The organism is Vibrio sp. V23_P3S9T160 (genome assembly GCF_963886625.1).
Taxonomy (GTDB): Bacteria; Pseudomonadota; Gammaproteobacteria; order Enterobacterales; family Vibrionaceae; genus Vibrio; species Vibrio anguillarum.
In genome coordinates this window covers 1-24144 of the sequence record NZ_CAWPDB010000105.1, presented here as the reverse complement: position 1 = coordinate 24144, position 24144 = coordinate 1, and the positions used below count along the sequence as shown (strand labels likewise).

Below are 24144 nucleotides of genomic sequence, written 5' to 3'. Positions count from 1 at the left end.
ACATGCTCTCTCAGCTAAGGGAAATAGTTGAACAAGTATCCAAGGTAGAAGATGTACACCAAGCCTTGGATATTTTGGTTAAGCAAACGTGCAATGCGATGAGTACCGAGTGTTGCACTGTCTATCTTGCTAACGAAGAAAAACATCGTCTAGAACTGATGGCAACGCAAGGCTTAAAGTTCAAAGGCGACAAAATCCACATCGGTTTTGACGAAGGTTTAGTGGGCTTAGTGAAACGTTCAGCTGAGCCAATCAACATTGCTGAAGCGTCGAAACATCCTAATTTTAAATACTTCAAACAGCTTGGCGAAGAGGTGTATCAAAGCTTTCTTGGTACGCCGATTATTCATCGCAAGCGAGTATTGGGTGTCTTGGTCGTGCAGCAAAAAACACCTCGCTTATTTAGTGAGATGGAAGAGTCTTTTATTGTCACTCTGGCGGCGCAAGTGGCCGTGATTATTGCTCATGCTCAAACACAAGGGCAGTGGCTGCTTTCGAAAAAGCAGTTATCCACCAGTGGCATTGCTGCGTCATCTGGCATCGCGATTGGTGAGTTTTGGTGGGATGATACCCAACCTCAACTGTCTGATGTTTACCCCGCCTCAACGCTCGATATTGAACGAGAACAAGAATGGCTAGTGCTGGCGGTAGAAAGCGCCTTGAACGATTTTCGTCGTTTAAGAAAAAAACTCGATAGTGATATTAATAAAGATGCGTTAGCCATCTTCGATCTCTTTACTCATCTACTCAATGATCCGATGCTACGCAACGATCTGAAAAGCCAGATCCAAAAAGGCGATCGTGCAGATTGGGCATTACGGCAGGTTGTGGAGAGTTATTCCAACCGTTTTGCGAAGATGTCAGATGTTTACTTACGTGAGCGTGCACAGGATATTCGTGAGCTAGGTCAGCGACTGCTATTTTTTTTGCACAACACTGAGCATGAGCAGCAGCAACTTGATAAACCGATTATTTTGGTGGTACGCGAACTTACTGCTTCAATTCTCGCCGCTATTCCTAAAGATAAATTACTGGCGGTGGTCTCTTTAGAAGGGGCTGCCAATTCCCACGCAGCAATATTGTCACGGGCGTTGGGCATTCCCGCAGTGATGGGAATTTCACTTAATCTCAAGGAGATCAACGGTAAAAAGGGCATTGTCGATGGTTATAGCGGCAAGGTTTTTATCTCACCAAATAGACAAATTCTAGCGGAATATCGTGCTTTAGCTTATGAAGAAAGCGAACTTTCTCAAATGGTTAATGAAACCATTGCAGAAGCTCCTTTTACGCAAGATGGCACACGTATTGAAGTGATGCTCAATGCTGGATTAAGTGCGGATACCAACATCGCAATTAACCAAGGGGTTGATGGTGTCGGGCTGTATCGAACCGAAATTTCCTTTTTGCTGCAACATCGCTTTCCATCAGAAGAAGAACAAGTGCAGCAGTATCGCAGCGTTTTGAACGCTTATCCTGATAAACGGGTGGTGATGAGAACGTTAGACATTGGTGGCGATAAAGCACTGCCTTATCTACCCATTGAAGAAGACAATCCCTTTCTTGGCTGGCGAGGCATTCGTTTTACGCTCGATCATCCCGATATTTTTTTGATTCAACTGCGGGCGATGATGCGTGCCAGCGGCGATAACCAAAATCTCAGCATTTTATTGCCCATGATTTCAGGAACGAAAGAGTTGGACGACGCAATGCGGTTGATTGAGCAAGCGTATCGAGAAGTCTCTAGCGTTGATGATCGGATCATAATGCCCAAGATTGGCATTATGATTGAAGTACCATCGATGATTTATCTTCTACCATTGATTGCGAGCAAAGTGGACTTTGTTTCGGTTGGAACCAACGATTTAACCCAATATTTGTTGGCCGTTGATCGGAACAATGCACATGTTGCTGATGTCTATGACTCCATGCATCCAGCGGTGGTGATGGCGCTTAAACAGATTTTAGAGACTTGCCAGTCTCATCGTATACCTGTTTGTGTGTGTGGTGAGTTGGCCGGGGACCCTATCGGTTCACTGTTATTAATTGGTTTGGGTTATCGCATGCTAAGTATGAATACCTCCAACGTAGCCAAGGTCAAATATTTGGTGAGGCACTCTCAATTAGGACAGTTACGGCAACTTGCTGACAAAGCGTTGATGCAACCTTACGGCAACGACATTTATAATATGATGCACTCATACTTTGAAGATAAAGGCTTTGCTGGCTTTATCCGCGCAGGCAAAAAATAGGAACTAATGTGAATTTTGAGTTGATGGTTTTGCTGGTGTTATTGGGCTCAGTCGTTGGTTTTATGGCTGGTTTACTGGGCATTGGTGGTGGTTTAATTGTCGTTCCGGCGTTGCTTCTTTTGCTTCCCAAGGCGGGTATTTCCCCCGAACTTAGTATGCATTTAGCGTTAGCGACATCGCTAGCGACCATCATTGTTACTTCGGCTTCTTCGGCATTAAATCACCTTAAATTGGGCAATGTGGATATGTTTGTCGTCAAGTGGCTCATGCCCGGCGTTATCGTCGGTGGGTTTGTTGGCTCAATGATCGCAGACGTGATCCCGACTCAATATCTACCGAAAGTATTTGGCGTGATTGTTTTTTGCCTAGCGATTCAAATGTTTTTATCGATAAAAGCGCAAATGCAAAGATCGATGCCCGGTGCGTGGGTGACCATGCTATGTGGCAGTGGTATTGGTATTGTCTCTAGTTTAGCGGGAATTGGTGGCGGTTCGCTCTCCGTTCCTTTTTTGAATCGTCATGGCGTTGAAATGCGTAAAGCCGTCGGTTCTTCTTCTGTCTGTGGGTGTGTGATCGCAATCTCTGGCATGATTGGTTTTATTTTGCACGGTTATCAAGTGGAAAATTTACCACCTTACAGCATTGGCTATGTCTATTTACCTGCGTTAGTCGCCATTGCTTCGACCTCAATTCTCACTACTCGATTAGGAGCGCGTTACGCGACTCAGTTACCGACGGTGGTATTGAAAAAAATATTCTCCGTTTTTCTGATGGTTATAGCGGCAACTATGCTGTTTTAATCACTTATTATCTTCACCTCATTTTTAGTAAGAGAACACGTTTATGTCTCAGGGTTTTATACAGTTCCCAAATATTGATCCCGTGCTGATTGCGATTGGCCCTATATCCATTCGCTGGTACGGCTTAATGTATTTAGTTGGTTTTGTTTTTGCAATGTGGCTTGCCAATCGCAGAGCGGACAAACCAAATAGTGGCTGGACTCGTGAGCAAGTCTCGGATTTGCTGTTTGCTGGATTTTTAGGGGTGGTCATTGGTGGTCGTGTCGGTTATGTGTTGTTTTACAATTTTGATCTGTTTCTCCAAGACCCGCTCTATCTCTTTAAAGTGTGGACAGGCGGGATGTCTTTCCATGGTGGTCTACTTGGCGTGATCAGTGCAATGTTTTGGTATGCACGGAAAAATAACCGAACGTTTTTTGGTGTCGCCGATTTTGTGGCTCCTTTGGTTCCATTTGGTTTAGGCATGGGACGACTAGGCAACTTCATGAACAGTGAATTGTGGGGGCGAGTAACCGATGTTCCATGGGCGATCATTTTTCCAAACGGCGGGCCTTTGCCTCGCCATCCATCACAGCTTTATGAGTTTTTTTTAGAAGGGATTGTGCTGTTTATTATATTGAACCTGTTTAACCGCAAAAATCGGCCAATTGGTTCAGTATCAGGGCTATTTTTGATAGGCTACGGAACATTCCGTTTCCTTGTCGAATATGTTCGTGAACCTGATGCACAATTAGGATTGTTCGCTGGATTTATCTCCATGGGGCAAATCCTGTCGCTACCGATGATCATTGTCGGTGCGCTGATGATGGTATGGGCGTACAAGGTTAACCATAAAGTGACTCAATAGTGTTAAGGATAGTTTGTGAAACAGTATCTTGAACTTTGTCAGCGAATTGTTGATGAGGGCGTTTGGATCGAAAATGAACGTACCGCCAAACGCTGCCTAACGGTGGTTAACGCTGATCTCACCTATGATGTAGGTCAGAATCAATTCCCGTTAGTGACAACGCGTAAAAGCTTCTGGAAAGCCGCAGTTGCTGAGCTACTTGGTTATATTCGTGGCTACGATAATGCAGCCGATTTTCGCGCTTTAGGAACCAAAACGTGGGATGCGAATGCGAATTTAAATGCAGCTTGGCTTAACAATCCATACCGCAAAGGTGAAGATGATATGGGCCGCGTGTACGGCGTTCAAGGACGTGCGTGGGCCAAGGCGGATGGTGGGCAGATTGATCAACTGCGTAAGATTGTTGATGATCTTTCACGTGGCGTTGATGATAGAGGCGAAATCCTAAACTTTTATAACCCAGGTGAGTTTCATATGGGCTGCTTGCGCCCCTGCATGTACAGTCATCACTTTTCGTTGTTGGGCGATACATTATATCTCAATAGTACGCAACGCTCGTGTGATGTCCCGCTTGGCTTGAATTTTAATATGGTTCAGGTCTACGTGTTCCTCGCAATTATGGCGCAAATTACCGGCAAAAAAGCGGGTGTGGCCTACCATAAGATCGTCAATGCACATATCTATGAAGACCAACTGGCGTTGATGAAAGATGTACAACTTAAGCGTGAACCGCTCCCTATGGCGAAGTTTTATATCAACCCGAAAATTAAAACGCTAGAAGATCTTGAAACTTGGGTTACCTTGGATGATTTCTGGATTGAAGGCTACCAATGCCATGATGCCATCCAGTACCCGTTTTCGGTTTAGTTGCCCTCTCGCATTATTAAAAAGTACTGTTTTCTAGTTGTAAAAAATCCCCGAAGCGTTGCTCGGGGATTTTTTTGATCTGTTGTGTGGTTTGTTCGTTACTTAAGCCGTTAGTGCCAGTATACCGCCAGGCATAATGATAAAGACCGATAGTAAATAACCCGCAACGACCGCTTTATTCTTTGTTGCCATCTCAGCAATCATTTCGGCGCCTTTAATTGGCAGTTCGCGTAAAAATGGAACCCCATAGATCAACACAGTGGCTAATACATTAAAGGTTAAGTGGACTAAAGCAATTTGCAAGGCAAATACCGCAAACTCACCAGAAACGGCCGTTGCCGCGAGTAGGGCGGTAATGCAAGTGCCAATATTAGCCCCTAAAGTGAATGGGTAAACATCGCGTACTTTCAATACACCAGTGCCGACCAGCGGAACCATTAAACTGGTGGTGGTTGAAGAAGATTGAACCAATACAGTGACGATTGAACCTGAAAGGATACCGTGCAGCGGTCCGCGCCCAATGGCATCTTTGAGTATCTCTTTCGCACGACCCACCATCAAACTCTTCATGAGCTTACCCATGACAGTGATAGCCACAAAAATGGTCGCAATACCAAGTACAATCAACATCACGCCACCTACAACTTCACCAAAAGTGATCAGTTGGCCTTTTAGTGCCGTGATAATTGGGCTCGTGATAGGTTTGATAAAATCGAGTCCTTTCATGCTCATATCACCAGTAGAGAGCAAAGGTGACACAAGCCAATGAGAAATTTTCTCTAAAATACCAAACATCATCTCTAACGGTAGGAAAATCAGTACCGCCAAAAGATTAAAGAAGTCGTGAATTGTTGCACTTGCAAAAGCGCGTTTAAATTCGACTTGGCAACGAACGTGTCCAAGGCTAACAAGCGTGTTGGTTACTGTGGTGCCAATATTGGCACCCATGACCATTGGGATCGCCATTTCAACAGGTAATCCGCCAGCCACAAGACCGACAATGATAGAGGTTACGGTGCTTGAAGATTGAATCAATGCTGTGGCGACTAACCCTATCATCAACCCCGCTATTGGGTGTGAGGCAAACTCAAACAGTACCTTAGCTTGATCACCTGTCGCCCATTTAAATCCACTACCTACCATCGCCACTGCAAGTAGCAGTAGGTAGAGCATGAATGCCAAGTTCGCCCAACGCAGCCAACGAGTGGTACTCGCAATGGGTGCAGCAGTAGTTGTCGCTTGGTTCATTTTCTTTTCTCCATTGACCTTTTGAGTGTTGTTCGGTCTGTTGTTGAATCTGAGCGAGATAGTAGAGAATAATTATTTCATTTATATGACAGTGAGTTTCTCATTGATAACTCTGATAAAAACAAGTTTCACGGTGACTTTTAATTCTTTATTTATTGAGTTTTCATGATGTTATGCGACGTTAACAACGTGGAGGAGGAGAGCGAGGGACGCTAGTTTTAGATATTTTATGACGAAGTTGTCATTTTTGAACTCTAACTGCTCGGTATTAAGATTAGCTAACGTTCTTAAGTTCGGTTTTTCCGAGTTAATTGCTCATTTGGTTTGGGTTTGTTATAAACAACGACCAGATAAAATTGAGTGTCCTTATCATGTTTCACCTCAACTACAATCATCTTTACTACTTCTGGATGGTATGCAAGCAGGGATCGGTCACTAAAGCTGCAGAAGCACTCTTCTTGACTCCGCAAACCGTCACTGGGCAAATTAAGGCTTTTGAAGAGCGCATGGATGGTAAGCTTACTAAGCGTAATGGCCGTAGCATTGAACCGACAGAACTTGGACAACTGGTTTTTAAATATGCTGACCGGATGTTCGGCTTAAGTTATGAGATGCTCGATATTGTCAATTATAGTCAGCGCTCTAACCTGCTGTTTGATGTAGGAGTGGCGGATGCCCTCTCTAAACGGCTTGTCAGTAAAATACTGATGACGACGGTCCCGGCCGATAGCAGTATCCACTTGCGTTGTTTTGAATCGACCCATGAAATGTTGTTAGAGCAACTTTCACAACACAAGTTGGATATGATCCTCTCTGATTATCCCGTCGATTCCAGCCAAAGCCCGGGCCTGTTCAGCAAAAAATTGGGTGAGAGTCACATGAGTTTTTTTTGTTCAGGCAAGGTTGAAAATGTCTCTTTTCCCGCCATTTTAGAGCAGAGAAAGTTGTTGATACCGGGAAGCCGAACCGCGATGGGGCGTAATCTATTGCAATGGTTTGACCGTCAAGGCCTGAAGCCGAATATTCTGGGGGAGTTTGATGATGCGGCATTGATGAAAGCTTTTGCGCGTTATCATCATGATGTGATTTTTTTAGCGCCCTCAATCTATGTGACTGAAGTTGGTGATGATCTTCCTTTGCAACTCATTGGTCAGATTGATGATTTAAAAGAAGAGTACTACGTCATTTTTGCTGAGAGGATGATCCAACATCCGGCAGTGAAAAATGTTTGCGATGCAGATTTTAATAATTTGTTTGTATGATGCTTTCACTACTAACGATAAATAGATTACTATCTCATTATCTAGCAATATTATTAATTATCGCTTGCCAAGTAATACTAATCTAAACTGGTTATACGCCTTCTGATGCCGTTATTGACGCTCTATTGAATGGTTGCCGTCATAAACGGTATAACAATTAAACTACGTAGAAAAAGGTACTAACCTTACTTATAAACTCATAACCTGTTGGGTTAAGGAAGATGCAAACTTGTGATGCGTTTGATGTAAGAAGTTGTTCCAAGGGAGCTTATTCATGAACCTACAAGAAATGGAAAAAAATTCCGCTAAAGCAGTGGTGTTGTTAAAGGCTATGGCTAACGAAAGACGCCTACAAATATTGTGTTTATTACACAATCAAGAACTGTCGGTTGGTGAGCTATGTGGGAAATTAGAATTGAGTCAATCGGCACTTTCGCAGCATCTTGCTTGGTTAAGAAGAGATGGGTTAGTGGATACAAGAAAAGAAGCTCAGACGGTTTACTACACACTCAGCAGCCATGAGATCAAGGCGATGATTGAGTTGTTACACGGTTTATACTGCCGCTAGTGTTTTGAAAAATACACAATCCGAAATTATGTTTCAGTAACATAGTTCGGATTTTTTTATATTGAAATTAGAGTAAATACTTTACTTGACGCTGCAGATATAAAAAAACCGGCCTTAGCCGGTTTTTATTTTCGCGTGGAACCAAGTCTAAATTATAGAGCTTTGATTGCTGCAGCGAAACGAGACTTATGGCGAGCAGCTTTGTTCTTGTGAACAAGACCTTTAGTCGACATACGGTCAAGGATTGGTGTAACTGCAGCAAATGCAGCAGTTGCAGCTTCTTTATCGCCAGCTGCGATAGCTGCGATGGTTTTCTTCATGTAAGTGCGCATCATAGAACGACGGCTAGCATTATGCTGACGACGTTTCTCAGCTTGGATAGCGCGCTTCTTAGCAGATTTACTATTTGCCAAGGGTCTAACTCCCAAAAACTTAGTTCGGTGACAATTTAAGGGCGGGGAATATCCCTTATTTGCTCTCAATTGTCAAATGATTTGTGCAAAAACCGTTCTAGGCCAAACAAATTTTGGTATAGGAAGGTCATCGCGGTTAAGATGCGGGGATTCTAACAGTATTTTTTTTCCAATGCTAATACTTATCTGATCTCGCACTGACATTCCTTATGTGTTGCTGTGGATAATGACGTTTTGGCTTGTTTTTCGAGGTAATAGTGAGCAAACGCCTACTCAAATCTGGCTTGATTGTCAGTGCTATGACGTTGATTTCTCGTGTGTTGGGTCTAGTTCGTGACGTAGTTGTTGCGAATTTGATGGGGGCAGGTGCGAGTGCCGATGTTTTTTTCTTTGCTAATAAAATTCCTAACTTTTTACGTCGGCTATTTGCCGAAGGGGCGTTTTCTCAAGCATTTGTTCCAGTACTGACAGAATACCATTCATCCGGAGATATCAATAAAACACGCGAGCTGATTGCTAAAGCATCTGGCACATTGGGGGTGATTGTCACTTTGGTGACTGTTGTGGGGATCTTATGCTCTGGTGCGGTCACGGCACTGTTTGGGGCTGGTTGGTTTTTAGATTGGCTTAATGATGGTCCTGATGCGCATAAGTTTGAGCTTGCGAGTTTATTATTAAAAATCACTTTTCCTTACTTATGGTTCATCACTTTTGTTGCTTTATCAGGAGCGATTCTCAATACCCTGGGCAAATTTGCCGTCTCTTCTTTTACCCCTGTATTTTTGAATGTGATGATCATCGGTTGCGCTTGGTTTTTGTCGCCGCACTTGCAGCAACCGGAAATTGGCTTGGCGATTGGCGTCCTTCTTGGGGGATTGGTCCAGTTTCTATTTCAAATTCCATTTTTGCTCAAAGCAGGTTTATTGGTTTGGCCTCAATGGGGTTGGAATGAACCGGGGGTTGTGAAAATTCGCACTTTGATGTTGCCCGCTCTTTTTGGGGTATCGGTCAGTCAAATTAACTTATTGCTGGACACCTTCATTGCCAGCTTCTTACAAACGGGCTCCATCAGCTGGCTTTACTATTCAGACCGTTTGCTAGAATTTCCGTTAGGCTTATTTGGTATTGCGATCGCTACCGTTATTTTGCCCGCATTATCCCGTAAACATGTTGATGCCCACAGCGAAGGATTTTCGCAAACTATGGATTGGGGTATTCGTATGGTTTGTCTGCTCGGTTTTCCTGCGATGTTAGGCCTGATTGTGTTGGCAAAACCGATGCTTATGGTGCTATTTATGCGAGGTGAGTTTACCCCGAATGATGTCAATCAAACGGCGTTGTCACTCTATGCATTTGGTTTGGGCTTGATCAGTTTTATGCTGATCAAAGTGCTTGCACCAGGGTACTACTCTCGGCAAGACACCAAAACGCCAGTTCGTTATGGCATTATCGCCATGATCTCTAATATGGTCTTCAATGCGCTTTTAGCGTGGCATTTAAGTTATGTTGGTTTGGCGTTAGCTACGTCATTATCTGCTTTTATCAACATGGCACTGCTTTACAGAGGGTTACATGTGCAAGGGGTGTATCAGATCACCCGTAAAACTATTGGTTTTATTATTCGCTTAATGGTGGCCAGCAGTGCGATGGTTGTGGTCATTGTTTGGCAATTGGAAGAAATGTCAACGTGGCTAGAGTGGAGCCTGACACAGAGGGCTACATCATTGGTGATGCTGATCAGTATCGGTGCGGTCAGTTATTTGCTTTGCCTAGCCGTGCTTGGCGTGCGTTTAAAAGACTTAAAAGCGGCGACAGATTAATGGTGATTAGTATATAATCCGTCGGTTTCGCACCTTGCTAATTGAGAACTATAGGTTTTAAGCATTTTCTAATGGAATTGATTCGCGGCATTCACAATATCAAGCCACAGCATCATGGCTGTGTATTAACCATCGGAAACTTTGATGGTGTTCATTTAGGACATCAGCAAGTTTTGAAGCAAGTATCCAAGAAAGCGCAATTATTGGGTTTACCTTCGGTGGTCATGACGTTTGAACCACAGCCATTAGAATTATTTGCCAAGCACAATGCACCAGCTAGATTAACTCGATTACGTGATAAATTTGTGCAATTGAACAAGCAGTCGGTTGACAGATTGTTATGTGTGAATTTTAACCAGCACTTTGCTAATTTAACGGCAGAAGCTTTTATTCGTGACTTGTTGGTCGCTCAGTTGGGTGTTAAGTTTCTGGTGATTGGTGATGATTTTTGTTTTGGTAAAAATCGCCAAGGTAATTTCAGTATGCTGCAGCAAGCTGGGCAACAGTTCGGTTTTGAGGTGGTAAGTACCCACAGTTTTTGCTTGCAACAACAAAGAGTGAGTAGTACTGCTATTCGTAACGCTTTAGCAAGCGATGACTTAGTGTTAGCTAAGCAGATGCTCGGTCGTGATTACGGTATCAGTGGTCGAGTGTCGCATGGTCAAAAGTTAGGGCGAACCATTGGTTTCCCTACAGCGAACATTCCGCTTAAGCGCTGTGTTTCACCGGTCTCTGGTGTTTACGTCGTCAATGTCTATGGCCTTGATAATTCGCCCATCGGAGGAATTGCCAATATTGGTAATAGGCCAACAGTCAACGGGGTTCGCCAACAACTTGAAGTACACTTGTTTGACTTTCATGCCAATTTATATGGCAAACAGCTAGAAGTGGCACTTTTACATAAGCTTCGAGATGAAAAGAAATTTGAATCTTTTGGAGCGTTAAAGCAACAAATTGAATTGGATGCTGATGCGGCAAGGGTGTGGTTGCATCAGCTAAAGAATTAGTCGGATTATTCCACCGATTAATATCATGTCTAACGTCGCCCAATATAACGGAATTAAGAATCGATGAGTGATTATAAAGATACCCTGAACCTACCTGAAACAGGGTTTCCAATGCGTGGCGATCTGGCTAAACGTGAGCCAGAAATGTTAAAGCGTTGGTATCAAGAAGATCTTTACGGCGAAATCCGTAAAGCCAAAAAAGGCAAAAAATCTTTCGTATTGCACGATGGCCCTCCTTATGCCAACGGTGATATTCATATTGGTCACGCACTGAATAAGATTCTTAAAGACATTATTATCAAATCGAAAACCTTATCCGGTTTTGACGCGCCTTACATCCCCGGTTGGGACTGTCACGGCCTACCTATCGAATTGATGGTAGAGAAAAAAGTCGGCAAACCGGGCCAGAAAGTGACCGCGGCTGAGTTTCGTGAAAAATGCCGTGAATATGCAGCAGGTCAAGTGGAAGGCCAGAAAGAGAGCTTTAAGCGTTTGGGCATCATGGGTGAGTGGGATAAACCTTATCGCACCATGGATTTCGCCACCGAGGCGAACATTATTCGCGCATTGGGTAAAATTGCCGATAAAGGCCACCTGCTGAAAGGTTTCAAACCTGTTCACTGGTGTACTGATTGTGGTTCAGCACTGGCTGAAGCGGAAGTTGAATACAAAGATAAAGTGTCACCTTCGATTGACGTACGATTCAAAGCAGCCGATGAAGCGGCGCTGCTTGAAAAGTTCACGCTCGCGGCTGATCACGCCGGCCACGGTGAAGTGTCGATTGTCATTTGGACAACCACACCTTGGACCTTGCCAGCTAACCGCGCAGTCTGCTTACGTGATGATCTTGAATATGTTTTGTTGCAAATTGAAGCAGACGGTGAACGCCCTGCTGAACGCATTATCGTTGCGTCAGAACTTGCAAAAAGTGTCATGGATCGTGCTGGCATCAGTCATTACCACAACCTTGGTTTTTGCCGAGGTGCAGACCTAGAACTAATGCCTTTTAATCATCCATTTTACGCATTTACTGTGCCTGCGATTTTGGGTGAGCACGTAACTACTGAATCGGGTACTGGTGTCGTTCATACTGCACCTGGTCATGGTCAAGAAGACTTCGTGGTCGGTCAGCAATACGGCCTTGAAGTAGCCAACCCTGTCGGTTCAAACGGCGTATATCTAGCAGACACCGAGCTATTTGCTGGTCAACATGTGTTTAAAGCGAATGACTCTGTACTTGAAGTACTGAAAGAAAAAGGTGCTTTGTTGCACCACCATGCCTACGAGCATAGTTATCCTCATTGCTGGCGTCATAAAACCCCAATCATTTTCCGTGCAACACCACAATGGTTTGTCTCTATGGAGCAAGCCGGTCTGCGCGCCCAAGCTCTAGAATCGATCAAAGGCGTACAATGGATGCCGGAATGGGGTCAAAGCCGCATCGAAGCAATGATTGAAGGTCGTCCTGAATGGTGTATTTCTCGTCAGCGTACTTGGGGTGTACCGATTGCGCTATTTGTGCATAAAGAGACGGCAGAACTTCATCCTAATAGCCCTGTGCTGATTGAAACAGTGGCGCAATTGGTAGAACAAAAAGGGATTCAAGCGTGGTGGGATGTCGACACTGCTGAGATCTTGGGCGAGGAAGATGCCAAGCATTACGAAAAAGTACTCGATACACTGGATGTGTGGTTCGACTCTGGTGTGACTCACTACGCCGTTGTTGATAAGCGTGAAGAGTTCAATGGCCACGGTGCAGATCTGTACCTTGAAGGTTCAGATCAGCATCGTGGTTGGTTCCAATCTTCATTGATTTCATCGGTAGCAATGAAAGGTGCTGCGCCTTACAAACAAGTATTGACGCATGGCTTTGTGGTCGATGGTCATGGCCGCAAGATGTCAAAATCAATCGGCAACGTGGTTGCGCCAAAAGATGTCACCAATAAACTGGGTGCAGACATCCTGCGTCTATGGGTTGCATCGACTGATTACACTGGTGAAGTGGCGGTTTCTGACGAAATTCTAAAACGTTCGGCGGATGCTTATCGCCGTATCCGTAATACAGCACGTTTCTTCTTAGCCAACCTCAATGGATTTAACCCAGCAACGGATATGGTTGCAGCTGACGAGATGGTGTCGCTGGATCGCTGGGCCGTAGGCCGTGCCTTTGCGGCGCAACAAGAAATTGTCAAAGCATATGAAGAGTATAATACGCATGGCGTGATCCAACGTTTGATGCACTTCTGCTCAATTGAAATGGGTTCGTTCTACCTTGATGTGATTAAAGATCGCCAATACACCGCTAAACAAGGTGCACATGCACAGCGTAGCTGTCAAACGGCGCTGTATTACATCGTTGAGGCTTTGGTTCGTTGGATGGCACCGATCATGTCATTTACGGCTGATGAAATTTGGAACGAAATGCCAGCGATGCAAGCTAATGGCGAGCCGCGTGAAAAATTTGTCTTTACGGGTGAGTGGTTTGAAGGTCTGTTTGGGTTAACTGAAGGCGAAGAGTTGAACAATGAATTTTGGGCAGAGATGCAAAAAGTTCGTAGCTCGGTGAACAAGTTGCTTGAAACTGCTCGCAGTGAAAAAATCATTGGTGGCTCATTACAAGCTGAAGTGGTGCTGTTTGCTGATGACGCTTTAGTGGCTCAGTTAAACAAGCTTGAAGATGAACTGCGTTTTGTACTGCTGACATCAAAAGCGATAGTGAAGCCTCTGGCTGAGAAAAGCGATGCGGCACAAGCAACGGAAACTGCAGGTTTGTTTGTGTTGGTGAGCGCAACCGAAGCAGAGAAGTGCGATCGCTGTTGGCATCATACTCCTGACGTTGGCACTATCACTGGTCATGAAACTATTTGTGGCCGTTGTGTGTCGAACGTGGATGGTGAAGGCGAAGTTCGTAAGTTCGCTTAATAATATTGGGATTCAATATGGCAGAGCAGACGCTTACTTGGAAACAATCAGGAGTTCGCTGGCTATGGCTAGCGCTTCTGGTCTTTACCCTTGATGTCGGTATAAAGCTGATGGTCATGGATAACATGGGGTATGGTTGGGCAAATCGCATCGAAGTAATGCCTTTTTTTAACCTACTTTATGTACATAACTATGGTGCGGCATTTAGCTTTTTAGGCGATCAAGCGGGTTGGCAACGTTGGTTGTTTACCGCTATTGCCTTTGCGGTGACGGGGCTCCTCACTTACTGGATGAGTAAGCTGCCTGCGCAAGAGAAGTGGCATAATATCGCTTATGCCATGATTATTGGTGGCGCAATCGGCAACGTGTTTGATCGTATCGTGCACGGTTTTGTGGTTGATTATCTTGATTTCTACTGGGGCAATTATCACTGGCCAGCGTTTAACTTGGCTGACAGTGCCATTTGCCTTGGTGCAGCAATGATTATCCTTGATGGCTTTCGTAAAAAAGACGATGCGCACTCATAATGGCTAAAATAGTTGAATAACCCTAAGCGCTGTCTGTTGATTCAGGTGGCGCTTTTTGTTTACTCTTCATCTCTAAAAATACGGTGGCGATAGGCGTACTAAAAACGGGCATTTTTATGTCGTTATGGATGACTTGTCTCTACACTAAAATAAATAAAGAGAAATCACGTGACGACAATAAAAGCAAACAGTGCGGTAACCCTACACTTCACCATTAAATTAAAAGATGGCTCTATTGCGGATAGCACTCATAATATGGGCAAACCAGCGAAATTGGTTATTGGTGATGGCAGTCTAAGCGACAATTTTGAGTTGTGCTTAATCGGTCTGAGTGCCGGAGAATCCAAAACCATTGAGTTAAAAGCCGAAGACGCGTTTGGTTTGTCTAACCCAGATAACATCCACCATATGGATCGCGCCAAATTTGCCGGTAATACTGAGGTGGAAGTTGGCACGATTATGGCGTTTAGTGGCCGCGATGGCTTAGAAATTCCTGGTATTATCACCGCTATTGCGGGCGATTCGGTGACGGTTGATTTTAACCACCCACTTGCAGGACAAGATGTCATTTTTGATGTTGAAATTTTGTCTGTAGAATAATTGGCAACTTGCGATAACCCTATTCAATGAGCAATGAAATGAAAATATTGTTAGCCAACCCTCGTGGTTTTTGCGCCGGTGTTGATCGTGCGATCAGCATCGTTGAACGCGCACTTGAGCTGTATCAGCCTCCGATTTATGTACGACATGAAGTGGTGCATAACCGCTTTGTGGTGGAAGGGCTGAAGCAGCGCGGGGCCATTTTTGTTGAGGACTTACACGAAGTACCTGATGACAATATTGTGATCTTTTCTGCTCATGGCGTTTCGCAAGCAGTGAGACTTGAAGCGAAAGCGCGTGCATTAACCGTGTTTGATGCCACTTGCCCTTTGGTGACTAAAGTGCATATGGAAGTGGCTCGAGCCAGTCGCCGCAGTATGGAAGTAGTGCTGATTGGCCATGCAGGTCATCCTGAAGTGGAAGGAACCATGGGCCAATACGCCAGTAAAAAAGGCGGCATGTACTTGGTTGAAAAACCGGAAGATGTTGAATCACTAAAAGCTATCGTTAAAGATCCGACTAATTTACATTATGTTAGCCAAACCACCTTGTCGGTGGATGAAACAGCCGATGTGATTGATAAATTGCGTGAAGTGTTTCCTGATATTCAGGGACCACGTAAAGATGATATCTGTTACGCGACACAAAACCGCCAAGATGCGGTGCGTCAACTTGCATTGGATGTTGATTTGGTGGTGGTGGTGGGCTCGAAAAACTCATCAAACTCTACGCGTTTAAAAGAATTGGCGGAAAAGCTCGGAACGCCGGGTTACTTGATTGATTGCCCTGAAGATATTGATCCAACGTGGTTTGATGGTAAGAAAACCGTTGGCGTCACGGCCGGCGCATCGGCACCCGAAGCATTAGTGAATCAGATCCTAGATCGAATTAAAGAGCTTGGTGCTCAATCGGTTGAAGAAGTGCTTGGACGAGAAGAGAACATGTTTTTTGAAGTGCCCAAAGAGCTGCAAATCAAGCAAATCGACTAGTCAATAAAAAGTATTTGAATTAGACGTACCAATAAAAGAAGAAGGGCTTCCAAATGGAAGCCCTTTTCTATAACGCAAGCGAAGCGTCATTCACACTATGCAGTTTCTGTGACTGCTTTCGGTTTTTCTTCATCGGTAAGTTCGATGTCGCCTTTACCTTTGGAGATTCTAATTACATATATGGTTACGGACAGTGAGAACAAAATACCGGCAATGGTTGATGCTTGCATCGGTAAGCCAAAGCCTAATGCACTGTTATTAAGAATGAAGGTGGCACAAACCGTGGTCATAAACATCGCGGGGATAGTCGCAATCCAATGCAGTTTGTTGTGGCGTAGTAAATAGGCGGAAGCGGTCCAAAGCATCATTACTGCTGTGGTTTGGTTGGCAAAACCGAAGTAGCGCCAAATAATACCGAAATCCACTTGAGTGAGAATGGCACCCAAAACAAACAGCGGCAGTGCCATGAACAAGCGATTACGCAGCGTTTTTTGTTCCATATTGAAATATTCAGCCAAGATCAAACGGCTAGAGCGAAATGCAGTGTCGCCTGAGGTGATTGGTAGGATAACCACACCCAAGAAGGCGATGATGCCGCCAAACACACCTAATAAGCCAAAGGATGCGCTGTACACAACGTTACCTGGGCCGCCGTTTTTCACTGCTTCTGATAATCCTTCCAATGAGCCAAAGAAAGAGAGTGCAATCGCACACCAGATAAGTGCGATAATGCCTTCACCAATCATGGCACCGTAAAACACGAAGCGGCCATTTTTTTCATTTTCCATACAGCGAGCCATCAATGGCGACTGAGTTGCATGGAAACCAGAGATAGCACCGCAAGCAATCGTGATAAAGAGCGCTGGCCAAAGTGGTAGGTCGTTCGGGTTCATGTTGCTGAACATGTCGCTCATTTCAAAACCGCCCATCACAGTGTGTTCACTGGAAAGTGCAATCGCGGTCATTAAGCCAACCGACATAAAGATCAACAATGCGCCGAACAGTGGGTAGAAACGGCCGATGATTTTATCGACAGGAACGATGGTGGCGAGAATGTAGTAAGCGAAAATAATCACCACCATTGAGGTCATGCTCACCGTTAGACTCGTTTGCTCGTTAATCAGATTGGTGATCATCCCCGCAGGCGCAGAAACGAAAACAACCCCCACAAGCAGTAATAGTACAATGGCAAAAATGTTCATAAAATGTTTTGCGCCATTGCCTAGGTAGCGGCCGGTAATGGTGGGCACTGAAGCGCCGCCATTGCGTACCGACAACATGCCTGAAAAGTAGTCATGTACCGCACCTGCAAAAATACAGCCGACGACAATCCACAACATTGCTGCAGGACCATAGAGTGCGCCCATGATTGGGCCGAAAATTGGGCCTACGCCAGCAATATTAAGCAATTGTACCAAGTAGACTTTTTTGGTCGACATAGGAACATAGTCCACGCCATCACTCATGGTGTGGGCCGGTGTTTTACGGTTCTCGTTAATACCAAATACTTTTTCTACAAAAGCGCCGTAGATAAAGTATCCGGCCAGTAGGGCTGCGACACAGGTAAGAAACCACATCATAGCAATTGTCCTTTATGAATGAATTAAGCTCACTGTGGATAATAAAGGGCTCTGTGACGAGAAACATCTGCTTTTCCAGTGAGCGGCACTATAGCCAGTTAAGTGGCTATTTCACACAATAAGTGGTTTAGGGCTCGTCTCATCATCTGGATCAATAATGCTTTGTTGCTGGGAGGCAATGAGTGGCATCTTACAAGCAATCTGCTAGGCTAATTGAATGAAAATAAGAACTTAAGGACAACAATGAAAAAATTAAGTGTATTGTGCGCTGCTATATTGATGGTTGGGTGTGCGGCCTCTGATGCTGAATTAGCACAAAACGGAGATTGGCAACAAATTGGTTATCAAGATGGAGTCACAGGTCATACTCAGCGCAGCTATAAAAAGCTTTCTGAGCTGGGTTCGGTGCAACAAGCCGATTACGAAGCGGGATACGTTAAAGGGCTAAGCGAGTATTGTAACCCCAATTTTGCCTATCAAATTGGATTGTCAGGACTATATTATGAAGGTGCGTGCGAAGGAACCGAGCAAGCACAGCGCTTTCGCATGGAATGGCAACGGGGTTGGAATGAGTTTTCTAACTGACTTTTTGATTGAGAGCCACTAGTGGCTCTCGTGTTCACTTTCCATTGCCCGGCGAAGAAAACCATCAGACTCAGTCAATTTATCCATAGCTTCTGCATAACTTAATCCCGTCAAGTGCATCAATATCGCTACTTTTACATTGTTGTTGCTTTGGGCTAATAAGTATTCAGCCTCAGCGCGTTCACAGTCGGTTGCTTGCATCACAATTCGCACCGCTCTGGCGATGAGTTTTCGGTTAGTGGCCTTAACATCGACCATTAAATTTTGGTAACTCTTACCAAGACGGATCATGCTAGCGGTGGTGAGCATGTTGAGTACCAGCTTCTGCGCTGTACCGGATTTTAAGCGCGTTGAACCGGTCAGAGCTTCTGGCCCAACGACAGGGCTAATGGCTATTTGAGCCAATTCTGCAATCGGGGAGTCCGGGTTACACGACAGGGCAATGGTTGTCGCGCCCAAATCATTAGCATACTCCAAGGCACCGATGACATAAGGTGTGCGCCCACTAGCGGCAATACCAACAACCACATCTTGATCCGTAAAATGAATGCTTTTGAGATCTTGAATGCCGAGTTCTGCGCAATCTTCCGCCCCTTCTTGAGCACTGAACATGGCCTCTTTCCCACCAGCAATCAAACCAATCACCATCTGATCGCTAACTCCAAATGTTGGAGGGCACTCAGACGCATCAAGAACGCCTAATCGGCCACTGGTTCCTGCACCGATATAGATTAATCGACCACCATGTTTGAAGGCATAGGTAATTCGATCCACGGCTAAGGCGATCTCCGGAAGGACTTTTTCGACGGCCAGCGGAACGTGCTTATCTTGTTGATTGAGCCGTTCTACAATTTCTTGTGCTGATAGTAGGTCAATATCCATTGTGTCAGGGTTGCGACCTTCGGAAATAAGGTGAGAAAGCGCAGAGAGCAGCGCGTCATTAGTCATACCATTCCTTACTTATTAATGAGCAAAATAGACCACACCCAACGAAGCGAGAGCGCTTGATCCGGTTACTTCTGGTAGATTGCTGGGTAAATTATGCAGACGACGTTGAGCAAGCCAAGCAAAAGCCATCGCTTCCATGTAGTCACTATCCACCCCTTTATCGCTGGTGGGCATGATGCGCCAGTGTGCTAAATGGGCCTGCAGACGTTCAACCAATAGCGGGTTACGGGCGCCGCCGCCACACAGCAGCAATTCCGGCGCAGGCCCACATTGATAGTGAGCGACTTGCGTGGCGATGGTGAGTGCTGTGTATTCACAGAGTGTACGTTGAACATCTTCTGCTGCTAACGAAAACTCAGCCAGTATCTGCTGAAGCCAAGGGAGATTAAACAGCTCGCGGCCCGTACTTTTCGGTGCATTCAACGCAAGGTACGGCTCTTGATTGAGACGTTCGAGTAGTGGCTGATGCACCTTTCCCGATCTCGCCCACATGCCATTATCATCAAACTTATGGCCTGTCTGTTCAAAGCACCACGCATCCATCAACATATTGCCCGGGCCCGTATCGTAGCCTAATACTTTTTGCTGCGGCCGCAGTACCGAAATATTAGCGATGCCGCCAATATTGAGTACTACAACGCTCGAATCGATTGATTTGAAAATGGTGTCGTGAAATGCAGGGACTAATGGAGCTCCTTGGCCGCCGAGCGCCATATCTTTGCGCCGAAAATCAGCCACCGTGTCGATGCCAGTTTTGCTGCTGATAATATTGGCATCACCGAGTTGCATCGTAAAAGGCGTATTGCCGTTGGGTTGATGAAAAACCGTTTGGCCATGGCAGCCAATCGCGCGAATATCGCACGCTTGATAGCCTGATTGAGCCAGTAAAGCGATGACTGCATCAGCAAACAGATGGCCGAGCAAGTGGTCTAACTCGCCAATCTCTTGCACATTGGTTGATTGCCCAATACAGACATTCAGCAAACGCTGTTTGAGATCTTCTGGCATTGGGAAATCAGCGTGAGCCAATAAACGAATTTGGTTGCCATCCATTTCGACCAGCGCTGTATCGACACCATCCATGCTGGTGCCAGACATCACACCAATGTAGCGTTCAATGCTCTTCATTCGCTTCTCCTTCAACTCGAAAACAAAATCATTGTAATAGAAATTCAAAGCGAATAACCTCGTTAAATTAACTGTTTAAGTAAATTTTTGGAGTGAGCATGGGACCGTTGTGGCTAGATGTGGCAGGCTGTGAATTGAGCGCTGAAGACAACGAGATTCTTGAGCATCCGACTGTCGGCGGGGTCATTCTTTTTGCGCGTAATTATCACGATAACGCGCAGTTGCTTGCGCTTAATAAAGCGATTCGCCACGCAGCAAAACGTCCGATTTTAATTGGTGTCGATCAAGAAGGTGGGCGAGTACAACGTTTTCGTGATGGGTTTTCGCTGATCCCCGCCGCGCAGCAGTATGCCAAGCAGAATAATGGTGAAGCATTAGCTCGCCAAGGCGGCTGGCTGATGGCGGCGGAGTTGATTGCTCATGATATTGATCTCAGTTTTGCTCCTGTGCTGGATAAAGGTCATGCGTGTAAAGCGATTGGTAATCGTGCTTTTGGTGATGATGTACAGAGCATCATTCGCCACAGTTCAGCCTATATGCAAGGCATGAAAGAGGCTGGCATGGCAACAACAGGTAAACACTTTCCCGGTCACGGCGGGGTAATCGCTGACTCGCATCTTGAGACGCCCTATGATGAGCGCAGCACGGTGATGGAAGAAGACATGGCGATATTCAAAGCGCAGATTGAAGCTGGAGTGCTCGATGCCATGATGCCTGCGCATGTAATTTATCCTCACTATGATGATCAACCGGCCAGCGGCTCTGGGTTTTGGTTGAAGCAAGTACTTCGTCAGCAGTTAGGGTTCAAAGGATTAGTCTTTTCTGATGATTTAACAATGGAAGGGGCATCTGTCATGGGCGGTCCTGCCGAGCGCGCGCATCAATCGCTAGCCGCTGGATGTGACATGATTTTAGTGTGCAATCAACGCGCAGCTCAAATTGAAGTATTGGATAATTTGCCGATTTTGGACGTGCCAGCGGCTGAGTCTCTACTCAAACGTCGTGCTTTTAATCTTCCTCAACTGCAAAGCACTGAACAGTGGAAACAAGCCTCAGAAGCGATGAAACGACTGCTTGGTGAGTAAAAAAATGGCGCTGTGCGTGAAAGCTTCAGCGCCGTTATTTTCTATTCGTTGCGGTTAGTGAAAACCCAGAACTTCTTTTAAATTTTTTAGATAACGTCGGCTGACGGGCACTTTGTGATCACTAAGGGTGATGATTTCCGCCAGCCCATTGTCCAATAATTTGATCTCTTTAATGGCCCTAGTATTGATTAAATACTGGCGGTGACAACGAACCAGTGGCGTTCTTTCTTCCAAAATTTTGAGCGTTAATTGGCTGGTGGCTCGTTGTAAATGGGTTTGCACATGAACACCACTGATGTCGCTCAAAGCAAACTCGACATCTTTGGTGGCAATGATCACAATTCGATTTAATCCAATGCAGGGAACTTGATCTAACCCTGCTGGTGATAAAATCGAAAAATCCTGCTTTTTGTGCCCTTGGCGAACTAAACGTTGCAGCGTTTTCTTTAAGCGCTCAGGGTCAACTGGCTTGAGTAGATAATCAAACGCATTTTCCTCAAACGCTTGCAGTGCATACTGATCATAAGCGGTGACAAACACCACATTGGGCATCGTATCTGGGTCAAGCATCCCTAGCAGCTCAATGCCAGTAACTTGTGGCATTTGAATGTCGAGAAACACCACGTCTGGCTTTAGCTGATTGATTTTTTTTAACCCTTCGATCGCATTACTGGCGTGACCAATCACATCAACATCGCCCGTCTCTTCTAGTAGCTCAGTCAGTTCTTCCCGAGCGAGCAGTTCGTCATCAATAACCAGTGCCGATAGCATGTTATTCCCTTAGTTAAATCCTTGATGAGGAATGAGAAAGCTCATTCGTGTGTATTGATTAGCCAATACTTCCGTTTTTAGTGCGGCTTGTTCGCCAAATTTATTAGTTAAGCGTTTATTGACAATTTGCATGCCTAAACCATCGTAATCTTCATTCGGAGCTTGGTAACTGCCCGCATTATCTTCCACTACAATTTTGTATCCTTCCGTTTGCGCTTGGCTGTAGATTCGTACCCGTCCGCCTTCTAACAAGTTAGAGGTGCCGTGCTTTATCGCATTTTCTACCAGTGGCTGTAGAGTAAAACTGGGTACATTGCGCTCAAGCAGTAATGCATCATCGATGGCAATATCCACTTCAAGGCGATCGGCAAAACGCGCTTGCTCTATGGTTAAGTAAGCTTTGACATGTGCTAATTCTTCTTTAAGAGTCACTGTCTCAATATTTTGTTTGAGGTTACTACGAAAGAAGTGCGAAAGATGCTGGATAAGTTCTCGCGCTTTGTCGGGATCACGGCGGGTGATGGCACTAATGGTATTGAGCGCATTAAACAGAAAGTGAGGGTTGACTTGAGCATGCAGCAGTTTGATCTCGGCGCGAGAAAGCAGCATCTGCTTTTGTTGGTATTCGCCGTACAGAATTTGGCTCGACAGTAATTGTGCAATCCCTTCCGCCATTGACATGTTAATGGTTGAAAAAAGTTTACGCTTCGGCTCGTACAGCTTTATGGTTCCAATTACGCGATCACCTGCTCTAAGTGGAATGATTAGCGCTGAACCGAGTTTGCAGTTTTTAGAGAGTGAGCATTGATAAGGGGAATCTTTTCCGTCGAGGTAAATAATGCGGTTTTTGGTGATCGCATCGAGTGTACTTTGTGATGAGATCGGTGTATTGGGTTTGTGGTGATCGTCACCAATACCGATAAACGCGAGTATTTTTTCTCTATCGGTGATCGATACCGCGCCAACATTGGTCATTTCGTAAACAATTCGAGCGACTTTACCTGCATTGTGTGGATTAAAACCGTTGGCCAAAATGCCAACTGAACGCTCAGCAATATTCAGTGCGCGACGAGAAAAGGTGGCGGAATACTCTTCAAAAATGGTTTTTCTGTCTTGTAAAATGCTCATGAATAGCGCCGCGCCGACTGAGTTAGCGATGATCATGGGCGCGGCGATGGTCGAGACTAAGGCGTATGCATCAACAAACGGTTTAGCGACTAACAAAATTACCAACATTTGCACTATCTCAGCAAACAGTGTTACGGCAAAGACAATGCTGGGGCTAAACAGGAGTCGCCCTTTGCCCTTTCTCAGTAAATAGGTGTGCAGCAATCCACCAATCAACCCTTCTGCAGTGGTTGAAATGGCGCATGCCACATCGGTAAAACCGCCTAAAGTGTAGCGATGCATACCGCCAGTAAATCCAACCGCAAACCCCACAATGGGGCCACCAAATAACCCACCCATGACGGCACCTATCGCCCGCGTATTGGCAATCGCATCGTTGATCTGCAAACCAAAATAGGTGCCCATGATGCAAAAGAGGGAAAACAAAACATAGGTGCTGATTTTGTGGCTAATTCGACTGGAAATGTTAAGCAGCGGCAAGAAAATGGGTGTTTTACTCAACATATAAGCGAGAACGAGGTAAACACACATCTGTTGCAGTAAGGAAAGAATTAAATCCATGTCAAAAACCCGTTGGTTTGGTGATCCCCTTTTCACTTGAAGCTACAGTAGTATTGGCTTTGTTCATTTTCCTAAGCGTAGAGTTTTCTATATACATTAGGATTTATGTACGGATGGCCAGACTGTAACACCAATCTCTTTGGGTATGATTTACGATTCATCCTCACTATTTTAGGTGAGATAGAGAGAATAAAATACGCGTCAGCTTATATTTTTTGCTTTAATAGAAGATAAATACA

At 45.0% G+C, this 24144-nt stretch carries 21 protein-coding genes; 14 read left to right on the top strand and 7 right to left on the bottom strand.

What is annotated here, in order from left to right; translation table 11 throughout:
* Positions 1 to 2 precede the first annotated feature (2 nt).
* From ptsP to AACU59_RS05555, 4 genes are read left to right on the top strand one after another with little or no spacing between them, the layout of a single operon-like run.
* Positions 3 to 2249 carry a phosphoenolpyruvate--protein phosphotransferase gene (gene ptsP / locus AACU59_RS05570; protein WP_081245088.1) on the top strand — a complete coding sequence of 749 codons (2247 nt, stop codon included), beginning with the start codon at positions 3 to 5 and terminating at the stop codon, positions 2247 to 2249.
* An 8-nt stretch (positions 2250 to 2257) separates the two neighbouring features.
* Positions 2258 to 3049 carry a sulfite exporter TauE/SafE family protein gene (locus AACU59_RS05565; RefSeq protein WP_088728632.1) on the top strand — a complete coding sequence of 264 codons (792 nt, stop codon included), beginning with the start codon at positions 2258 to 2260 and terminating at the stop codon, positions 3047 to 3049.
* Between the two features lie 43 nt (positions 3050 to 3092).
* Positions 3093 to 3896 carry a prolipoprotein diacylglyceryl transferase gene (gene lgt, locus AACU59_RS05560; protein ID WP_094145767.1) on the top strand — a complete coding sequence of 268 codons (804 nt, stop codon included), beginning with the start codon at positions 3093 to 3095 and terminating at the stop codon, positions 3894 to 3896.
* Between the two features lie 15 nt (positions 3897 to 3911).
* A complete protein-coding gene (locus AACU59_RS05555; protein ID WP_094145766.1) occupies positions 3912 to 4763 on the top strand; it encodes a thymidylate synthase in 852 nt (283 codons plus the stop codon).
* 102 nt (positions 4764 to 4865) lie between these two features.
* Here AACU59_RS05555 and AACU59_RS05550 read toward each other — a convergent pair whose 3' ends face one another.
* Positions 4866 to 6011 (bottom strand): Na/Pi symporter, encoded by a 1146-nt coding sequence (locus tag AACU59_RS05550; RefSeq protein ID WP_017047902.1) that lies wholly within the window; start codon positions 6009 to 6011, stop codon positions 4866 to 4868.
* 371 nt (positions 6012 to 6382) lie between these two features.
* Here AACU59_RS05550 and nhaR point away from each other — a divergent pair, with 371 nt between their 5' ends.
* Together nhaR and AACU59_RS05540 are read left to right on the top strand one after the other, a co-directional pair.
* Positions 6383 to 7273: a transcriptional activator NhaR gene (gene nhaR, locus AACU59_RS05545; protein ID WP_094145765.1), complete on the top strand. Its 891-nt coding sequence runs from the start codon at positions 6383 to 6385 to the stop codon at positions 7271 to 7273.
* A 274-nt stretch (positions 7274 to 7547) separates the two neighbouring features.
* The gene (locus tag AACU59_RS05540; protein WP_026028082.1) at positions 7548 to 7841 is read left to right on the top strand and encodes an ArsR/SmtB family transcription factor; all 294 of its coding nucleotides are present in this window, start codon (positions 7548 to 7550) and stop codon (positions 7839 to 7841) included.
* 152 nt (positions 7842 to 7993) lie between these two features.
* Here the strand turns inward: AACU59_RS05540 and rpsT are convergent, their stop codons facing one another.
* Positions 7994 to 8254, bottom strand: coding sequence for a 30S ribosomal protein S20 (gene rpsT / locus AACU59_RS05535; protein WP_026027444.1), 261 nt, complete (start codon positions 8252 to 8254; stop codon positions 7994 to 7996).
* A gap of 257 nt (positions 8255 to 8511) precedes the next feature.
* Between rpsT and murJ the strand changes: the two genes are divergently transcribed.
* From murJ to ispH, 6 genes are all read left to right on the top strand, one after another.
* Positions 8512 to 10074: a murein biosynthesis integral membrane protein MurJ gene (gene murJ, locus AACU59_RS05530; RefSeq protein ID WP_026028080.1), complete on the top strand. Its 1563-nt coding sequence runs from the start codon at positions 8512 to 8514 to the stop codon at positions 10072 to 10074.
* 71 nt (positions 10075 to 10145) lie between these two features.
* On the top strand, positions 10146 to 11081 hold the full coding sequence (gene ribF / locus AACU59_RS05525) for a bifunctional riboflavin kinase/FAD synthetase (protein ID WP_026028079.1): 936 nt from the start codon (positions 10146 to 10148) through the stop codon (positions 11079 to 11081).
* 63 nt (positions 11082 to 11144) lie between these two features.
* Positions 11145 to 14003 carry an isoleucine--tRNA ligase gene (ileS, locus tag AACU59_RS05520; protein ID WP_161437694.1) on the top strand — a complete coding sequence of 953 codons (2859 nt, stop codon included), beginning with the start codon at positions 11145 to 11147 and terminating at the stop codon, positions 14001 to 14003.
* 17 nt (positions 14004 to 14020) lie between these two features.
* Positions 14021 to 14530, top strand: coding sequence for a signal peptidase II (lspA, locus tag AACU59_RS05515; protein WP_026028078.1), 510 nt, complete (start codon positions 14021 to 14023; stop codon positions 14528 to 14530).
* Between the two features lie 168 nt (positions 14531 to 14698).
* The gene (fkpB, locus tag AACU59_RS05510; protein WP_013857554.1) at positions 14699 to 15130 is read left to right on the top strand and encodes an FKBP-type peptidyl-prolyl cis-trans isomerase; all 432 of its coding nucleotides are present in this window, start codon (positions 14699 to 14701) and stop codon (positions 15128 to 15130) included.
* Positions 15131 to 15156: 26 nt separating this feature from the next.
* Entirely contained in the window at positions 15157 to 16119 is a 963-nt protein-coding gene (gene ispH, locus AACU59_RS05505) for a 4-hydroxy-3-methylbut-2-enyl diphosphate reductase (RefSeq protein ID WP_013857553.1), read from the top strand.
* Between the two features lie 95 nt (positions 16120 to 16214).
* Here the strand turns inward: ispH and AACU59_RS05500 are convergent, their stop codons facing one another.
* Positions 16215 to 17699, bottom strand: a complete 1485-nt coding sequence (locus AACU59_RS05500; protein ID WP_017043277.1) for a carbon starvation CstA family protein — start codon at positions 17697 to 17699, stop codon at positions 16215 to 16217.
* Positions 17700 to 17942: 243 nt separating this feature from the next.
* On the opposite strand from AACU59_RS05500, the gene AACU59_RS05495 reads away from it, so the two are divergent.
* Positions 17943 to 18284, top strand: a complete 342-nt coding sequence (locus AACU59_RS05495; protein WP_026027448.1) for a DUF2799 domain-containing protein — start codon at positions 17943 to 17945, stop codon at positions 18282 to 18284.
* Between the two features lie 18 nt (positions 18285 to 18302).
* On the opposite strand, the gene murQ is transcribed toward AACU59_RS05495, so the two are convergent.
* Together murQ and AACU59_RS05485 are read right to left on the bottom strand one after the other, a co-directional pair.
* On the bottom strand, positions 18303 to 19232 hold the full coding sequence (murQ, locus tag AACU59_RS05490; RefSeq protein ID WP_094144579.1) for an N-acetylmuramic acid 6-phosphate etherase: 930 nt from the start codon (positions 19230 to 19232) through the stop codon (positions 18303 to 18305).
* A gap of 15 nt (positions 19233 to 19247) precedes the next feature.
* Positions 19248 to 20360, bottom strand: coding sequence for an anhydro-N-acetylmuramic acid kinase (locus AACU59_RS05485; protein ID WP_176428502.1), 1113 nt, complete (start codon positions 20358 to 20360; stop codon positions 19248 to 19250).
* A gap of 98 nt (positions 20361 to 20458) precedes the next feature.
* Here AACU59_RS05485 and nagZ point away from each other — a divergent pair, with 98 nt between their 5' ends.
* Entirely contained in the window at positions 20459 to 21445 is a 987-nt protein-coding gene (gene nagZ / locus AACU59_RS05480; protein WP_094144577.1) for a beta-N-acetylhexosaminidase, read from the top strand.
* A gap of 54 nt (positions 21446 to 21499) precedes the next feature.
* Here the strand turns inward: nagZ and btsR are convergent, their stop codons facing one another.
* On the bottom strand, positions 21500 to 22216 hold the full coding sequence (gene btsR, locus AACU59_RS05475; RefSeq protein WP_017046291.1) for a two-component system response regulator BtsR: 717 nt from the start codon (positions 22214 to 22216) through the stop codon (positions 21500 to 21502).
* A gap of 9 nt (positions 22217 to 22225) precedes the next feature.
* Positions 22226 to 23905, bottom strand: a complete 1680-nt coding sequence (locus AACU59_RS05470) for a sensor histidine kinase (RefSeq protein ID WP_026027451.1) — start codon at positions 23903 to 23905, stop codon at positions 22226 to 22228.
* Positions 23906 to 24144 lie beyond the last annotated feature (239 nt).

What these genes read in the sequence shown, in the direction of transcription:
- ptsP (WP_081245088.1), top strand. Translation starts at nt 3, where the DNA reads ATGCTCTCTCAGCTAAGGGAAATAGTTGAACAAGTATCCAAGGTAGAA.
- lgt (WP_094145767.1), top strand. Translation starts at nt 3,093, where the DNA reads ATGTCTCAGGGTTTTATACAGTTCCCAAATATTGATCCCGTGCTGATT.
- AACU59_RS05550 (WP_017047902.1), bottom strand. Translation starts at nt 6,011, where the DNA reads ATGAACCAAGCGACAACTACTGCTGCACCCATTGCGAGTACCACTCGT.
- nhaR (WP_094145765.1), top strand. Translation starts at nt 6,383, where the DNA reads ATGTTTCACCTCAACTACAATCATCTTTACTACTTCTGGATGGTATGC.
- AACU59_RS05540 (WP_026028082.1), top strand. Translation starts at nt 7,548, where the DNA reads ATGAACCTACAAGAAATGGAAAAAAATTCCGCTAAAGCAGTGGTGTTG.
- ribF (WP_026028079.1), top strand. Translation starts at nt 10,146, where the DNA reads ATGGAATTGATTCGCGGCATTCACAATATCAAGCCACAGCATCATGGC.
- ileS (WP_161437694.1), top strand. Translation starts at nt 11,145, where the DNA reads ATGAGTGATTATAAAGATACCCTGAACCTACCTGAAACAGGGTTTCCA.
- lspA (WP_026028078.1), top strand. Translation starts at nt 14,021, where the DNA reads ATGGCAGAGCAGACGCTTACTTGGAAACAATCAGGAGTTCGCTGGCTA.
- ispH (WP_013857553.1), top strand. Translation starts at nt 15,157, where the DNA reads ATGAGCAATGAAATGAAAATATTGTTAGCCAACCCTCGTGGTTTTTGC.
- AACU59_RS05500 (WP_017043277.1), bottom strand. Translation starts at nt 17,699, where the DNA reads ATGATGTGGTTTCTTACCTGTGTCGCAGCCCTACTGGCCGGATACTTT.
- AACU59_RS05495 (WP_026027448.1), top strand. Translation starts at nt 17,943, where the DNA reads ATGAAAAAATTAAGTGTATTGTGCGCTGCTATATTGATGGTTGGGTGT.
- murQ (WP_094144579.1), bottom strand. Translation starts at nt 19,232, where the DNA reads ATGACTAATGACGCGCTGCTCTCTGCGCTTTCTCACCTTATTTCCGAA.
- AACU59_RS05485 (WP_176428502.1), bottom strand. Translation starts at nt 20,360, where the DNA reads ATGAAGAGCATTGAACGCTACATTGGTGTGATGTCTGGCACCAGCATG.
- nagZ (WP_094144577.1), top strand. Translation starts at nt 20,459, where the DNA reads ATGGGACCGTTGTGGCTAGATGTGGCAGGCTGTGAATTGAGCGCTGAA.
- btsR (WP_017046291.1), bottom strand. Translation starts at nt 22,216, where the DNA reads ATGCTATCGGCACTGGTTATTGATGACGAACTGCTCGCTCGGGAAGAA.
- AACU59_RS05470 (WP_026027451.1), bottom strand. Translation starts at nt 23,905, where the DNA reads ATGGATTTAATTCTTTCCTTACTGCAACAGATGTGTGTTTACCTCGTT.